A 13,069-nucleotide genomic window follows, 5' to 3' on the forward strand; every position below is an offset into this window, starting at 1 on the left:
TCGATACCGTCGTCGAAGCGCAGGTGCGCCCACGCTCGCCGGAACCCGTGCCGGGGGTGTTTGCGGGCATACGTGCGTAGCTGCTCGCGCAGTGCGGCGTCCGGATCGGCCGGGGTGTGCGCTTGCGGCAGCCGTCGATAGGCGGAACGGGAAAGCCCAACTACCCTGCACGCTATACGTTCTGACATGTTCTTGACGTCTTTGAGCATGTCGATGGCGGCGCGTTTGGCGGTCGGGCTCAGAATTTTCCCTTGGCGATCTCCCGCAGCGCGTCTTTCTCGAGTTCGGCATCGGCGAGCAACCGCTTGAGTCGGCTGTTCTGCTCGCGCAGCTCTTTGAGTTCCTTCGCGGCGTCACCGTCCATACCGCCGTACTGGCGGCGCCAGTTGTACAAGGTGGCCGCCGACACCTCGAGATCGGCGGCGATCGCCTCGCCGGTCTTGCCTTCCGCAGCCAACTCATCGGCCCGGCGCAATTTGCGCACGATGTCCTCCGCCGAGTGACGCTTGCGTCCTGCCATGGTCCTCATCGTCCCTTCTCCGCCCTCATCAGGGCAATCGGGACTCTAAAGCAACCCGGACCGGTTCACGGGGGACACGCCACCTGGTCATCTGCAAACAAGACAGACTCAATACCGCCGTGCAGCTCGGCCACCGGGCTCCGAAGACGACACCATCCTTGACTCAAGACCAGCGGATCGCCTGGATCAGCGAACTGCTCTCTGGTGACAGTGAGACTCTCCCTTACAGAGTCGCTGGGGTCCTGATTCTGCTGTATGCGCAGCCGCTGAAAAGCATTGTCCGACTGCAGACATCATCGATCATCGACGGCAATCCGATGGCGATCACGTTCGGCAAGCACCCCGTCGACGTGCCCGAACCGTTCGCTCAACTCATCCGCGACGTGCTCGCCCATCGCACGAATCTACGCACCAGTGGACACGGCAATCCCTGGTTGTTTCCCGGCACGCATGCCGGAGATCATCTCCATCCCGACACGATCATGCATCGCCTGCGCCTGATCGGCATGAGCAACCTCGGTGCCCGCAACAGCGCACTCGACGACCTCGTGCTCGAGTGCCCTCCGTCCGTCGTCGCCGACGCATTGGGCTACAGCCATCAGGTTGCGTTCCTTCACGCTGAACGCTCCGGCGAAACGTGGGCTCGGTATGCCGGCCGACGACTGCGGTGACGTCGGCCGGACCATCACGGTCCGGAGACAGCACAACATTGCACCAGCTCACTGGTCCTCAGCCGGTACCTGCCCCTCGTTCTGCGATGGTGATTCGTGTGGGTCGACAATGATGCACACGACGAGGGTGAGGGCGCCTAGGACGATGAACGTGTCGGCGAGATTGAACGTGGGCCACCAACCGGTGTGTAGGTAGTCTGTGACTTTTCCGTCCGGTATGCGGTCGATGATGTTAGCGATCGCTCCGCCCAGGACGGCGGCAATCGCGACGCGCCAGAGCAGTCCGTGGGAGTCTGCGGTACGCCAACCGAGGACCGCGACCCCACACGTGACCGCGGCGGGAATGACCAGCAGTACCCACCCCGGAGCGGTGGCGGCCAAGGAGAAGGCCGCGCCCGAATTGAACGCTAACTGCAGGTCCACCGGCCCGGCCTCTATTCGGGTGCCGTCAAGTGCATCGACTGCCCATGCCTTGACGGCCACGTCAACGATGACGAAGGTCAGGGCCAGCAGCAGCATCCCCAGGCGGCGGGCATATCCCGACCTACCGCCTGACACCGCCGGACCAGACGGGGTCATCGGTTCGCCCCGACTGCTACCGATGCTCCAGCGGTATCGGCCATCGTCAGGCGGTTCTTGACCCGCCCAGCACGGACGCCGTTGGCGATGACGACAATCTCACCGAGTTCGTGGACAGCGACCACCGCGGCCAACCCGAGCAACCCGAACAGTGCGAGCGGGATGAGAACGGCGATCAGACCAAGGGACAGCCCCACATTTTGCAGCATGATGGTCCGCGCCCGACGAGCATGATCGAGCGCTTGAGGCAGCACCCGCAGGTCCTCGCCCATCAGTGCCACGTCCGCGGTTTCAATCGCGACATCAGAACCCATCGCGCCCATGGCGATTCCCAAGTCAGCTGTGGCCAGTGCGGGAGCATCGTTGACCCCGTCACCGACCATTGCGATGAATCCGTCGCCGCGCAGCGTGGACACGATTCGTGCCTTGTCTTCTGGACGCAGATCCGCATGGACATCGTCGATCCCGGCGATCTGTGCAAGAGCAGTCGCCGTCGCGGCATTGTCACCGGTGAGCATCACCACGGCATTTCCAGAATCGTGCATGTGCGTGATGACCTCCCGTGCTTCGGGGCGAAGCTCATCACGTACCGCGACGACTCCGAGGAGACGTTGGTCTTCCTCGACGAGAACCGCGGTTGCACCATCAGCTTGAAAGGCCGCGACCCGGTCGGCCAGAGCACCCGCATCGATCCAACCCGGCCGCCCAAGCCGAGCGGGGCGACCCTCGACCAGACCGGTCAGACCCGCTCCTGGCACCGCCTGTACATCAGTCGCAGCCCTACTCACCCCACCGTCAGCTGCAAGGATCGCACGAGCCAGAGGATGTTCACTGTGAGCTTCCAGCGCCGCGGCAACCGCGAGCACTCGCGCCTGCTCAATCGAATGCCCAACGTCGCCGGTCACACCGGGTTCTCCCGCGACCTCGTTCGCCTGACCGCCAACAGCAACACCGACAACAACCGGCTTGTTCGCGGTGAGCGTTCCCGTCTTGTCAACAGCCACGATCCGGACCCGGCCGAGAGACTCCAACGCCGCACCACCTTTGACCAGCACACCAATCTTGCTGGCGGCGCCGATAGCAGCAACCACTGTCACCGGAACCGAGATTGCCAGCGCACAGGGTGAGGCTGCCACCAGCACCACAAGAGCTCGTTCCACCCACGTCGCCGGGTCGCCAAACACTGCGCCGATACCCGCGATCACAGCGGCCATGAGCATGATTGCCGGAACCAGCGGCTCAGCAATCCGGTCAGCTAACCGCTGCGCATCGCCTTTTCGAGACTGCTCCGCCTCGACAATCTGCACAATCTTCGCCAGCGAATTGTTCTCCGCAGTAGCGCTGACATCAACGGCCAACACACCAGTGCCGTTGATCGATCCCGCGAACACGACGTCCCCAGGATTCGCTTCAATCGGCACCGATTCGCCAGTAATCGCCGATACATCCAGCGACGATCGCCCCTCGCTTATGCGCCCATCAGTGGCGATACGCTCACCCGGCTTGATCAGGATCTGATCCCCGACACGAAGAACTGACGGCGACACCGCTGTCGGGACGCCCGCCCTCAACACCATCGCCGAATCTGGGACCAGATCCAACAACGCCCGCAGGCCCCGACGAGTACGACCAACGGCGTACTCCTCAAGGCCCTCGCTAATCGAGAACAACACCGCGAGCATCGCCGCTTCCCCGACCTCACCGAGAATCACCGCACCCACCGCAGCGATCGTCATCAGCGTTCCAACGCCGATCTTCCCCGATGCCAGCCGCCGCAGTGTCGACGGGACAAACGTCGCCGCGCCTACTAGCAGAGCACCCCACTCCAGGGTCGTACTGATCGTCCTCGGACCATCTGCCCAGCCAGTGAGATAGGCGGCCACCAACAACAATCCGGCAACCGCAGCTGCCTGAAGTTCTCGGACGTTCCACCAATGTCCAGGCGCCTGCTCATCCTCCCCGATCTCGTCGTGCCCACATCCACATGCATCACTCATCGTCGATCACCCCCCACACCGCGGATCTCCTCAACGACCGCGCCGGCAGTGGCCTCACCATCGCAGGCACTGTCCAACCCATAGTTGGGACACAGCACTACGGCACTGCCCGTCGCAGCAAGCACCGTCTCAGCCGCCGCCAGCAGGTCGAGAAGCTCCGGCCGCGCCAGACGGTAGAACACCTGCCTGCCCTCTGGCCGACCCACCACCAATCCGCAGTCCCGCAGGCACGCAACATGCGCGGACACTGTCGACTGAGCAAGACCCAACTCAGCCATCAGATCAGCCACTCGAGCCTCACCACTGCGGGCCAATCGAGCCGCGATCGCTAGCCGGGTCCCGTCAGACAAACTCCGAAACAACGCGACCGCAGGATCGAGCTCCGTCCCCACCATCACCGAACATCTATTCATCGTCATACGACGATGATAGCGTCCAGGCACGGTGGAATCGAAGCTCCCACCTCACCCGCACCCCGAAGGAGCAATCCGCGATGCCGTCGATGTCACAAGTCGAAGCACTGTTCTGCCGAAGCGCACCATGGGAGACCGCGACCAGTCGGTGGGTGCTCCCTTGGGCTCTACAAGGAGTCCAGCCCAACGGCGCCCTCCTCGAGATTGGCGGCGGCGGTGGCGCTATGGCGGCCCACATTCTGGCGGCAAGCCCAGAACCGCAGACGACAACCATTACCGTCACCGACTTCGACCCCCGAATGGTCACAGCCGCTCAAGACCGCCTCCGCGCCTTCGGTGACCGCGCGCACACCCGGGTTGCAGACGCAACTGCTTTACCATTCGCCGACGGCCAGTTCGACATGGTCGTCTCGTTCATCATGCTCCACCACGTCGTCGACTGGGAGCAAGCACTAGCCGAAGCAGTCCGAGTACTCAAACCAGGAGGAGTCCTGGTCGGCTACGACCTCCTCAGTACCCCACCGGCCCGCATTCTCCACCGACTCGAAGGCGCACCGCACCGCTTCATCAAACCCGGCCAACTACTCCCCGAACTCAAGAAGTTGCCGCTCACAGAAACATCTGTTCAAGAAAACGTACTATTAGCCAAGTTCCGCGCAACTCGGACACCCCGACCCAGATAGAGGCAGCCCCATAACATCCCGGCCGACCATAGATTCGCTACCGATGACTACGCTCCGTTAGCACGAACGCCAACTGCTCGACAGTCGGCACTCCAGCAAGACCCGAGTCAGTGAGGTAGACGCGACACGCAAGATCATTAACCCCAGCGGCACCTTCGAACGCATCACGTCCATCAACAAGAATCGTCGGAGATCCAGCGAACGACGCCGCCTCCACCTCCGACGAAATCAGCCTGAAACGAAGGTCGATTCCAACATTCAACGCCGCCGCAGCATCCTCAACTCGACCCGCAGCTTCCCTCCAATGTGGGCATCCATCGACATACAGGACCTCAACTTGCATAGCTCGAGTTTCCCCGACTCGCCCAGAAAAGAGAGATCCGAACTGCTGACACCCGCGAACTTCGGGTTTCCCGACTCCGTCGTCGTCCGGCTGCGTACGTGGCTCGACGCGTGGACGGCGAACTTCGCCGACGCACCGAGCGACGACCAGCACACGTGGCGTCGCGGATTCGACGTCGCCGGCTGGCTTCACGAAGGCGATACACTGGCCGACCTCATCGCCGAGTCGCTCCCCGACTACACCGTCGAACGCCAGTATCGGACTTACGCAGCTAACGCCGTGCGGCGCGATGCCGATCACCCCGGCTAACAGCAGGTGTCGAGCACTCCTCTCAGTGCTTCCAGCGAGTCCGGTTCGGCGCGATGCAGGACGTTCACGCCTCGACGCTCGGAGCTGACTAGGCCCGCCTTTTTGAGTTGACCGAGGTGGTGGCTCACCGTACCCGCCGAGAGTGCGAGCGCCTCGGCGAGATCACTGGTGCTGATCGCACCTGGTCGGGCGCCCATGAGGATGGAGACCAGCTGAATTCGCGCCGGATCGGCCAGCGCCTTGAGCCGGAGAGCCAGCTCTAGGGCCGCATCCGCTTCCATTGGACCTGCGGAGATCGGTGCACAGCAGATCGGAGCACTGATGTCGACCACAGGGAGCGTCTTGGGCATGACCCCAACCTACCCATCCGTTGACATATGTCAAACTCTGGTCTAGAACTTGAGTCGCAACACTTTTGATGTATGTCGAATCCTTGGAGGATCTCATGTCACGCGTGCAACTCGCCCTCAACGTCGACGATCTCGACCAGTCGATCGCCTTCTACACCAAGCTGTTCGGCGTCGGCCCGGCGAAGGTCAAGCCGGGCTACGCCAACTTCGCCGTCACTGAGCCCGCACTGAAGTTGGTGCTGCTGGAGAATCCCGGCCAGGGCGGCAGCATCAATCACCTCGGCGTTGAGGTCGATTCCAGTGAGAAGGTGCACGCCGAGATCGCCCGATTCACCGAAGAGAAGCTGTTCACCGAAGAGGAGATCGGAGCAACCTGCTGCTTTGCCACTCAGGACAAGGTGTGGGTCACTGCTCCCGACGCCGAGCGGTGGGAGGTCTACACCGTGTTGGCCGACGCTGAGACCTTCAACGGCGAACCGGTCGCCGCCGCGGCCCCCGTCGGCGAATCTACGTCCGCGGCATGCTGCACTCCCGCGGCGAACTGCTGCTGAACGCGACCTTCTCTTAGGGCTGCCAGGCTGGTCGCCACCCGATGCCGGGGTGGCGACCAGTCCCGTTTCGAACGTGGACTGCATGCACCCTTGCAACCAGTATCGATATCTGTCAATATCGATGTATGTCGAACTCGATTCCGTTGACCGATGTCACTGTGCGGTGCTCACCGTTGGTGCGTGAGCCCCTCTCGGAGCGGCAGTCGGTTGATCTTGCTGTGGTGTTCAAAGCACTCGCCGACCCGATCCGGTTGCGACTGTTCAGCTTGATCGCCAGCCACGAGGGCGGTGAGGCGTGCGTGTGTGACATCTCCCCGGCCGTCGACGTTTCGCAACCGACGATCTCCCATCACCTGAAGGTCCTCAAGAACGCCGGTTTGCTCGAGTCTGAGCGCCGCGCGTCGTGGGTGTACTACCGCGTTATCCCCGATGTTCTGTCCTCGCTCGCCGGGATCCTGCAGTCCGGCGAGCTCGCCAGCTCGATGGAGGTTCACTCGTGACCAGCCCCACCCCGACGGCCGGGCATCAGCCGGTCGTCGGCAAGCTCTCGACTCTGGACCGGTTCCTGCCGGTGTGGATCGGCGTCGCCATGGTCGCCGGTCTGCTGCTGGGCCGGATGATCCCCGGACTGAACACCGCGTTGGAGAAGATCCAGGTCGACGGCGTTTCACTGCCTATCGCCTTGGGCCTGTTGATAATGATGTACCCGGTCCTGGCCAAGGTGCGCTACGACCGCCTCGACACCGTCACCGGCGATCGCAAACTACTGCTGGGATCGCTGCTACTGAACTGGGTGCTCGGCCCAGCGCTCATGTTCGCCCTCGCCTGGATCTTCCTGCCCGACCTACCCGAGTACCGGACCGGCCTGATCATCGTCGGCCTCGCACGGTGCATCGCCATGGTCATCATCTGGAACGACCTCGCCTGCGGCGATCGTGAGGCAGCAGCCGTCCTCGTGGCGCTCAACTCGGTGTTCCAGGTGGTGATGTTCGCCGTCCTGGGCTGGTTCTACCTCTCAATCCTGCCGGGCTGGCTGGGCCTGGAACAGACGACCATCAGCACCTCTCCGTGGCAGATCGCCAAGTCGGTGCTGATCTTCCTCGGCATCCCGCTGCTCGCCGGATACCTGTCACGCCGGATCGGCGAGAAGACCAAGGGCCGCGACTGGTACGAAGCGAAGTTCCTGCCCAAGGTCGGGCCGTGGGCACTCTACGGACTGCTGTTCACGATCGTCATCCTCTTCGCCCTGCAGGGCGAACAGATCACCTCCCGTCCCTGGGACGTCGTCCGCATCGCCGTGCCACTGTTGGTCTACTTCGCAGTGATGTGGGGCGGCGGCTACCTCCTGGGTGCGGTTATGGGCCTGGGCTACGAACGCACCACCACGCTTGCGTTCACCGCGGCAGGCAACAACTTCGAACTCGCCATCGCCGTCGCGATCGCCACCTACGGCGCGACCTCCGGCCAAGCCCTCGCCGGCGTGGTCGGTCCGTTGATCGAGGTCCCTGTGCTGGTCGGCCTGGTCTATGTCTCCCTTGCCCTACGCAAACGCTTCCCCCTCACCCCGTCCTCTACCTCCGCTTCCGCGGACTCTTCTAGGAGCATGAACTGATGCCCGACGACCTGACGATCACCGAGAACGCGGCCACGCCGAGTGTGCTGTTCGTGTGTGTGAAGAACGGCGGCAAGTCTCAGATGGCCGCCGGCCTGATGGGCAAGGCGGTCGGCGAGGCCGTCGAGGTGCACTCGGCCGGAACCAAACCCGGCACCGCGGTCAACGGGCTGTCTGCCGAGAGCCTGGCCGAGGTCGGCATCGACATCACCGGCGAGACTCCCAAGCCCATCGATCCCGAGTTGCTCGCCCGCGTCGACCTGGTGGTCACTCTCGGCCGAGAAGCCGTGGTCGATGCCCCCGCCGGGGTCAGGTTGATCAACTGGGACACTGACGAACCGTCCGAGCGCGGAATCGACGGGATCGAACGGATGCGCCTGGTCCGCGACGACATCGCTGCCCGCGTCACCGCGCTGGCAGCCGAACTCACCGCGCGCTAACGCCGGAGCTGGGTCGGTATCTACGAACCGGGGTGAAGCCTGATGAACGCCGACGCCACGACCGAATCAGCCGGGACACCAGATCTGCTGATGCCCCAAGCCCTGCTATCGCGAACCGCGGAGAGGCTCGCCGCCCAGTACCGAGGGATCGTGTCCGAACAGACCGTCGAACGGGTCGTATTCGAGTCCTACACCGCGCTGCGGCGCACCTCCCGCATCCACACTCACCTGGTGACCCTGACAGGCAGGTTCGCCGCAGAACGCCTCGCCGCCCTAGCGCAGTCCACCGGCGCAACCACCACGACCGTGCCCGAAGTGCTGTTCATCTGCGTCCACAACGCTGGCCGCTCACAGATGGCCGCCGCGCTCCTGACCCACCACGCGGCAGGACGAGTGCACGTACGTTCAGCCGGGTCTCTACCCGCGGCGGACATCAACCCGATCGTCGAGCTAGCCATGACAGAGATCGGCCTTGATCTCGCCGCCAAGTTCCCCAAGCCGCTCACCGACGATGTGGTCGCGGCCGCGGACGTCGTGATCTCCATGGGCTGCGGCGACGCCTGCCCGATCTACCCGGGCAAGCGGTACCTGGACTGGCAAGTCGCCGACCCCGACAACCACCCCATCGAGACCGTTCGTCTGATCCGCGACGACCTCAACTACCGCGTCCGCAACCTCCTCGCCGAGCTCCTACCTGCCACTACCTGACCGCCGCTGATCGGCCTGCCCGCACGCTCCCGCGACTTCTCCCAACAGCGCGGCACCCTGCTCTACCTCACATACCCGTGTCCCTTCGGAAGGAACCGACACCCATGCCTGCACGCAAGATCATCGCAATCGGCGGATCAGACGCCGGAATCTCCGCCGCACTGCGGGCTCGCGAGCTCGACCCAACCAGCGAGGTCACCGTCGTCGTCGCCGACGCCTACCCGAACTTCTCCATCTGCGGCATCCCGTACTACGTCTCCGGCGAAGTCACGCACTGGAGCAACCTCGCCCACCGCACCGCCGCCGACCTCGCCGCCACCGGCATGACCGTTCATACCGACACCCGGGCCACCGCGATCGACACCGCCGGGCACCGCCTCACCGTCACCGGGCCCGACGGCGTCTCACGAGACCTCGACTATGACGCTCTCATCGTCGGGACCGGCGCGGTCTCAGTGCGGCCACCGATCACCGGCCTCGACCAACTAGGCCCTGACGACGGCGTTCACCTCCTGCACTCGATGGGCGACACCTTCGCCGTCATGAACACCCTGACCACCACCGACCCGAAGACCGCGATCATCATCGGCGCCGGCTACATAGGCCTGGAGATGGCCGAAGGGCTCACCACCCGAGGCCTAGCCGTCACCCAGATCGAAGCCCTCCCCGAAGTCCTCCCCACCGTCGAACCAGAACTCGGCACCCTCGTCCACAACGAACTGGTCCGCAACCGAGTCGACGTACGCACCAACACCCTGGTCACCGCCATCGACCGCGCCGACAACGGCGACCTGACCGTCACCACCGCGAATGACGGCCACACCGACCACCTCACCGCCGACCTCGTGCTCGTCGTGGTCGGCGTGCGCCCCGACACCGACCTCGCCGCCGCCGCCGGCGCCAACCTCGGAATCAAGAACACCATCGCAGTCGACGAACAGATGCGCACCAACCTGCCGGACGTCTTCGCCGCCGGCGACGCCGTCCACACCCACCACCGCCAACTCGGCATCACCTGGCTCCCACTCGGAACAACCGCACACAAGCAGGGCCGCGTCGCGGGCGAAAACGCCCTCGGCGGCACCGCCCGCTACACCGGCTCCCTCGGAACCCAAGTCGTCAAAATCTTCGACCTCGTCGCCGCCCGCACCGGCCTCAAAGAAGCCGAAGCCCTCACAGCCGACCGCGGCTGGACACCAGTATCGACCACCTCGACACCCGACGACCACAAGGCCTACTACCCAGGCGCCACCCCCATCAACATCCGCATCACCGCAGACCACAAGACCGGCACACTGCTCGGAGCCCAACTCATCGGCCACCGCACCGCCGAAATCGCCAAACGGATCGACACCTACGCCACAGCCCTGCACCACGGCATGACCGTCGAAGCGCTCAGCGAACTCGACCTGTCCTACACCCCACCCCTGGGATCACCATGGGACGCCGTCCAAATCGCCGCCCACGGATCGTCGTCGTCGGTCCACCCCAACATCGCAGGCGTTAACGTTGGACGTCGAGAACTTGTTTTTGAATTCCGTTGTTGTAGACCTCATGTTCGACTAGGACGAGCTTGGTTGCGTCTTTATCGGTCTGGCTGAACAGCCGTTTTCCGGCGCCGAGCAGGAGCGGAAACACCAGTAGGTGGTATCGGTCGACTAGACCGGCGTCGGCCAGCGCGGCACCCAACGTGGCGCTGCCGTGCACCGCAATCGGGCCACCGTCACCCTCCTTGAGTCGGCGCACCTCGTCGATTGAGCGCAGCACCGTCGCCGGCCACCGCTTGTCGTCACCGTCGAGAGTCGTTGACACCACGTAGCGGGGCATCGAGTTGTACCCCGCGAATTCGTCCATTGTGGGCCAGACCGGCGCGAACGCCTCATACGATCGGCGCCCTAACAGCAAGGCAGCTGTTTCGTGCTGCTCGCGGCCCTTGAGTTCATACGCCGCCGGATCGAAAGCGACATCCCTGAACGTCCAACCCGAGTTGCGGTACCCGGGCTCCCCACCAGGGGCCTCCATGACTCCATCGAGTGAAACGAAAGCTGAGACGACAAGTGTGCGCATGACTCTCCTGGACCTGGTGATGAAACGGCTAACCGCCGCTCCGGGGTGGAACGGCTTTGCGTGATTGTTGACCACAACTACTGCCGAAACTCATCGCCAAGCTACCGTTCGAGTTCCACGAGCCGCCACCGAGCGTCCCGCCCTCGACGACGTTCGCTACGGCTCTACTTCGTGCCATTCCGTGCTATCATGTAGCACATGAGTGTGCCGCGCGAGGTAAGCCAACGCGACCTCCGCATGCGTTCCAAAGAGATCATGGATGCGGTGGAGTCCGGTGATTCCTTTACGGTGACCCGCGACGGCCGTGGGATAGGAGAACTCGTCCCCCTACGTCGACGACGCAGCTTTGTTTCCCGCACAGAGTTCGCCCGCGGCTCGGTGTCGGCTCCATTGATTGATGTGGAGAAGTTCCGGTCTGATCAGGACCGCGTATATGACGAAACGTTGAGCGACCCGTATGCCTGACGAAGTACGGCGGGGGCTACTCGACACCAACATCTTGATTCTTCGCCACGCAATCGAGCCTGCGGAACTGCCGGACGAGATGGCAATTAGTGCGATCACCCTGGCTGAGCTCTCCGCAGGCGTACACCTGGTTACTGGCGACGACCCACAGGCCTCCGACGAACGCGCACGCCGCGCGGATGTTCTCCAGCGCGTCGAGAACGAGTTCGACCCCTTACCGTTCGGCACTGATGCTGCTCGCGCATTCGGCCGCATCAGCGCCGCGGTCCAAGCTCGCGGAAGAACGCCGCGGAGACGACTGGCGGACCTCATGATCGCATCTGTTTCGACCGCAGCCAGGCTTCCCCTCTACACCACCAACCCCAACGACTTCGAAGGCTTGGACGGCATTGTTCGCGTCATACCCGTGAGTCGCCCCTGAGCTGAGAGCTGACCTCAGCTCGAGTCTCTCATCGACAGGGTCCAGACAATATGCAACAACCGAATATGCAGGGTTACCAGTAAATCATCGAGTACTACATCTGATGAATCACAGCTGAGCCACGGTCTCCTCCCTCAAAAATGCTGCCAATCAAGGGGTTCCACCTCGGCACGCGTCATTCGAGAAGCATGGGCAACGACCGTGAGACCCAGGGTCATCGGTCACCAAGGAATGCAGATCGCCCCGAACGCGACCTCATGGCAAGGTGACCGAACGCCACGCCGCACTGGCAGCCACCACCTACTCCCGCTACGCCCGGTCGCTGGCCACGACGACCGCGACCGTGAACTGACCGCATCCTCAGCAGCCGGTGCTCGTCCCCAACACCGCGCACAACGCCTGCAACGATTCCGGCCGCGCCTGGTAATACACGTTCATCCCCCGCCGCTGCGGTGCCACCATCCCCGCCTTGCGTAGCTGCCCCAGATGATGACTGGTCGTCGCCTCCGTCACCCCGACCGCCGTCGCGAGATCACACGTACACACACCCTCACCCGATTCATCGGCAAGCAACAACGACACCAATTTGATACGCACCGGGTCAGCAAGCGCCTTGAGCCGCAACGCAATCTCCAGTGCGTCATCATCATCGAGCGGACCCGACGACACCGGGGCACAGCAAATCGGCGCACTGATATCCACGATCGGCAATGTCTTCGGCATACCCCCAGCCTACCCAGCAACCTTGACATATGTCGAAATGGTGGCATCCTGGCTCCACGTCAAATAGTCCGATATATCGCCACCACACGACTGCAGACCTCGAAACCCCCTGCTGGGGAATATGATCAGTTCGATATTGACGGTATCCAGTACAGCACTGCATATTGCATCAGATGGATGATCCCAACTTCCCCAATACCCATAGACCGCGGCCGGG

The 13,069-nt window shown here is 63.3% G+C and carries 17 protein-coding genes and 1 pseudogene; 11 read left to right on the forward strand and 7 right to left on the reverse strand.

Annotation, left to right across the window (positions count from 1 at the left end):
- A pseudogene (locus GOSPT_RS24330) lies at positions 1-520 on the reverse strand (transposase); the annotation flags it as partial.
- Positions 521-678: 158 nt separating this feature from the next.
- Here GOSPT_RS24330 and GOSPT_RS13415 point away from each other — a divergent pair.
- A complete protein-coding gene (locus GOSPT_RS13415) occupies positions 679-1,191 on the forward strand; it encodes a hypothetical protein (protein ID WP_005206742.1) in 513 nt (170 codons plus the stop codon).
- A 48-nt stretch (positions 1,192-1,239) separates the two neighbouring features.
- Here the strand turns inward: GOSPT_RS13415 and lspA are convergent, their stop codons facing one another.
- Genes lspA through GOSPT_RS13430 form a run of 3 tightly spaced genes read right to left on the reverse strand, consistent with a single transcriptional unit; the run spans position 1,240 to position 4,186 of the window.
- Positions 1,240-1,770 (reverse strand): signal peptidase II, encoded by a 531-nt coding sequence (gene lspA / locus GOSPT_RS13420; RefSeq protein WP_005206743.1) that lies wholly within the window; start codon positions 1,768-1,770, stop codon positions 1,240-1,242.
- Positions 1,767-3,767 (reverse strand): heavy metal translocating P-type ATPase, encoded by a 2,001-nt coding sequence (locus tag GOSPT_RS13425; RefSeq protein ID WP_005206744.1) that lies wholly within the window; start codon positions 3,765-3,767, stop codon positions 1,767-1,769. Before GOSPT_RS13425 ends, lspA begins: the two co-directional genes overlap by 4 nt.
- Complete coding sequence (locus GOSPT_RS13430) at positions 3,764-4,186, reverse strand: ArsR/SmtB family transcription factor (RefSeq protein WP_039855988.1); 423 nt, start codon at positions 4,184-4,186, stop codon at positions 3,764-3,766. Before GOSPT_RS13430 ends, GOSPT_RS13425 begins: the two co-directional genes overlap by 4 nt.
- Before the next feature lie 83 nt (positions 4,187-4,269).
- Between GOSPT_RS13430 and GOSPT_RS13435 the strand changes: the two genes are divergently transcribed.
- The gene (locus tag GOSPT_RS13435; RefSeq protein ID WP_269449460.1) at positions 4,270-4,863 is read left to right on the forward strand and encodes a class I SAM-dependent methyltransferase; all 594 of its coding nucleotides are present in this window, start codon (positions 4,270-4,272) and stop codon (positions 4,861-4,863) included.
- 304 nt (positions 4,864-5,167) lie between these two features.
- Positions 5,168-5,515 carry a hypothetical protein gene (locus GOSPT_RS13440; protein WP_005206747.1) on the forward strand — a complete coding sequence of 116 codons (348 nt, stop codon included), beginning with the start codon at positions 5,168-5,170 and terminating at the stop codon, positions 5,513-5,515.
- Here the strand turns inward: GOSPT_RS13440 and GOSPT_RS13445 are convergent.
- Positions 5,512-5,865 carry an Rv2640c family ArsR-like transcriptional regulator gene (locus GOSPT_RS13445; protein WP_005206748.1) on the reverse strand — a complete coding sequence of 118 codons (354 nt, stop codon included), beginning with the start codon at positions 5,863-5,865 and terminating at the stop codon, positions 5,512-5,514. The two genes, GOSPT_RS13440 and GOSPT_RS13445, sit on opposite strands and share 4 nt — an antisense overlap.
- A gap of 95 nt (positions 5,866-5,960) precedes the next feature.
- Between GOSPT_RS13445 and GOSPT_RS13450 the strand changes: the two genes are divergently transcribed.
- The 6 genes from GOSPT_RS13450 to GOSPT_RS13475 all read left to right on the forward strand — a co-directional run bounded on the left by GOSPT_RS13450 (position 5,961) and on the right by GOSPT_RS13475 (position 10,777).
- Positions 5,961-6,416, forward strand: coding sequence for an ArsI/CadI family heavy metal resistance metalloenzyme (locus GOSPT_RS13450; RefSeq protein ID WP_005206749.1), 456 nt, complete (start codon positions 5,961-5,963; stop codon positions 6,414-6,416).
- Between the two features lie 125 nt (positions 6,417-6,541).
- Positions 6,542-6,916 (forward strand): ArsR/SmtB family transcription factor, encoded by a 375-nt coding sequence (locus GOSPT_RS13455; protein WP_085941944.1) that lies wholly within the window; start codon positions 6,542-6,544, stop codon positions 6,914-6,916.
- Positions 6,913-8,028: an ACR3 family arsenite efflux transporter gene (gene arsB, locus GOSPT_RS13460; protein WP_005206751.1), complete on the forward strand. Its 1,116-nt coding sequence runs from the start codon at positions 6,913-6,915 to the stop codon at positions 8,026-8,028. The genes GOSPT_RS13455 and arsB overlap by 4 nt, the downstream gene beginning before the upstream one ends.
- Positions 8,028-8,468, forward strand: a complete 441-nt coding sequence (locus tag GOSPT_RS13465; RefSeq protein ID WP_005206752.1) for an arsenate-mycothiol transferase ArsC — start codon at positions 8,028-8,030, stop codon at positions 8,466-8,468. Before arsB ends, GOSPT_RS13465 begins: the two co-directional genes overlap by 1 nt.
- A gap of 42 nt (positions 8,469-8,510) precedes the next feature.
- The gene (locus GOSPT_RS13470) at positions 8,511-9,176 is read left to right on the forward strand and encodes a phosphatase (protein ID WP_005206753.1); all 666 of its coding nucleotides are present in this window, start codon (positions 8,511-8,513) and stop codon (positions 9,174-9,176) included.
- A 104-nt stretch (positions 9,177-9,280) separates the two neighbouring features.
- Positions 9,281-10,777, forward strand: a complete 1,497-nt coding sequence (locus GOSPT_RS13475; RefSeq protein WP_005206755.1) for an FAD-dependent oxidoreductase — start codon at positions 9,281-9,283, stop codon at positions 10,775-10,777.
- On the opposite strand, the gene GOSPT_RS23175 is transcribed toward GOSPT_RS13475, so the two are convergent.
- Positions 10,680-11,243 (reverse strand): dihydrofolate reductase family protein, encoded by a 564-nt coding sequence (locus GOSPT_RS23175; RefSeq protein ID WP_005206756.1) that lies wholly within the window; start codon positions 11,241-11,243, stop codon positions 10,680-10,682. The two genes, GOSPT_RS13475 and GOSPT_RS23175, sit on opposite strands and share 98 nt — an antisense overlap.
- Before the next feature lie 198 nt (positions 11,244-11,441).
- Between GOSPT_RS23175 and GOSPT_RS13480 the strand changes: the two genes are divergently transcribed.
- Together GOSPT_RS13480 and GOSPT_RS13485 are read left to right on the forward strand one after the other, a co-directional pair.
- The gene (locus tag GOSPT_RS13480; RefSeq protein ID WP_005206757.1) at positions 11,442-11,708 is read left to right on the forward strand and encodes a type II toxin-antitoxin system Phd/YefM family antitoxin; all 267 of its coding nucleotides are present in this window, start codon (positions 11,442-11,444) and stop codon (positions 11,706-11,708) included.
- On the forward strand, positions 11,701-12,129 hold the full coding sequence (locus tag GOSPT_RS13485; protein WP_005206758.1) for a type II toxin-antitoxin system VapC family toxin: 429 nt from the start codon (positions 11,701-11,703) through the stop codon (positions 12,127-12,129). The genes GOSPT_RS13480 and GOSPT_RS13485 overlap by 8 nt, the downstream gene beginning before the upstream one ends.
- Positions 12,130-12,489: 360 nt before the next feature.
- Here GOSPT_RS13485 and GOSPT_RS13490 read toward each other — a convergent pair whose 3' ends face one another.
- On the reverse strand, positions 12,490-12,852 hold the full coding sequence (locus GOSPT_RS13490) for an Rv2640c family ArsR-like transcriptional regulator (protein WP_005206759.1): 363 nt from the start codon (positions 12,850-12,852) through the stop codon (positions 12,490-12,492).
- Positions 12,853-13,069: the final 217 nt, after the last annotated feature.

The organism is Gordonia sputi NBRC 100414 (assembly GCF_000248055.1).
Taxonomy (GTDB): domain Bacteria; phylum Actinomycetota; class Actinomycetes; order Mycobacteriales; family Mycobacteriaceae; genus Gordonia; species Gordonia sputi.

Excerpts from the sequence above, each read along its gene's own strand:
- GOSPT_RS13455 (WP_085941944.1), top strand. The coding sequence starts at position 6,542 with ATGTCGAACTCGATTCCGTTGACCGATGTCACTGTGCGGTGCTCACCG.
- GOSPT_RS13480 (WP_005206757.1), top strand. The coding sequence starts at position 11,442 with ATGAGTGTGCCGCGCGAGGTAAGCCAACGCGACCTCCGCATGCGTTCC.
- GOSPT_RS13430 (WP_039855988.1), bottom strand. The coding sequence starts at position 4,186 with ATGACGATGAATAGATGTTCGGTGATGGTGGGGACGGAGCTCGATCCT.
- GOSPT_RS13425 (WP_005206744.1), bottom strand. The coding sequence starts at position 3,767 with ATGAGTGATGCATGTGGATGTGGGCACGACGAGATCGGGGAGGATGAG.
- GOSPT_RS13470 (WP_005206753.1), top strand. The coding sequence starts at position 8,511 with ATGAACGCCGACGCCACGACCGAATCAGCCGGGACACCAGATCTGCTG.
- GOSPT_RS13445 (WP_005206748.1), bottom strand. The coding sequence starts at position 5,865 with ATGCCCAAGACGCTCCCTGTGGTCGACATCAGTGCTCCGATCTGCTGT.
- GOSPT_RS23175 (WP_005206756.1), bottom strand. The coding sequence starts at position 11,243 with ATGCGCACACTTGTCGTCTCAGCTTTCGTTTCACTCGATGGAGTCATG.
- GOSPT_RS13435 (WP_269449460.1), top strand. The coding sequence starts at position 4,270 with ATGTCACAAGTCGAAGCACTGTTCTGCCGAAGCGCACCATGGGAGACC.
- GOSPT_RS13440 (WP_005206747.1), top strand. The coding sequence starts at position 5,168 with ATGTGGGCATCCATCGACATACAGGACCTCAACTTGCATAGCTCGAGT.
- GOSPT_RS13450 (WP_005206749.1), top strand. The coding sequence starts at position 5,961 with ATGTCACGCGTGCAACTCGCCCTCAACGTCGACGATCTCGACCAGTCG.
- GOSPT_RS13475 (WP_005206755.1), top strand. The coding sequence starts at position 9,281 with ATGCCTGCACGCAAGATCATCGCAATCGGCGGATCAGACGCCGGAATC.
- GOSPT_RS13465 (WP_005206752.1), top strand. The coding sequence starts at position 8,028 with ATGCCCGACGACCTGACGATCACCGAGAACGCGGCCACGCCGAGTGTG.
- GOSPT_RS13490 (WP_005206759.1), bottom strand. The coding sequence starts at position 12,852 with ATGCCGAAGACATTGCCGATCGTGGATATCAGTGCGCCGATTTGCTGT.
- GOSPT_RS13485 (WP_005206758.1), top strand. The coding sequence starts at position 11,701 with ATGCCTGACGAAGTACGGCGGGGGCTACTCGACACCAACATCTTGATT.
- lspA (WP_005206743.1), bottom strand. The coding sequence starts at position 1,770 with ATGACCCCGTCTGGTCCGGCGGTGTCAGGCGGTAGGTCGGGATATGCC.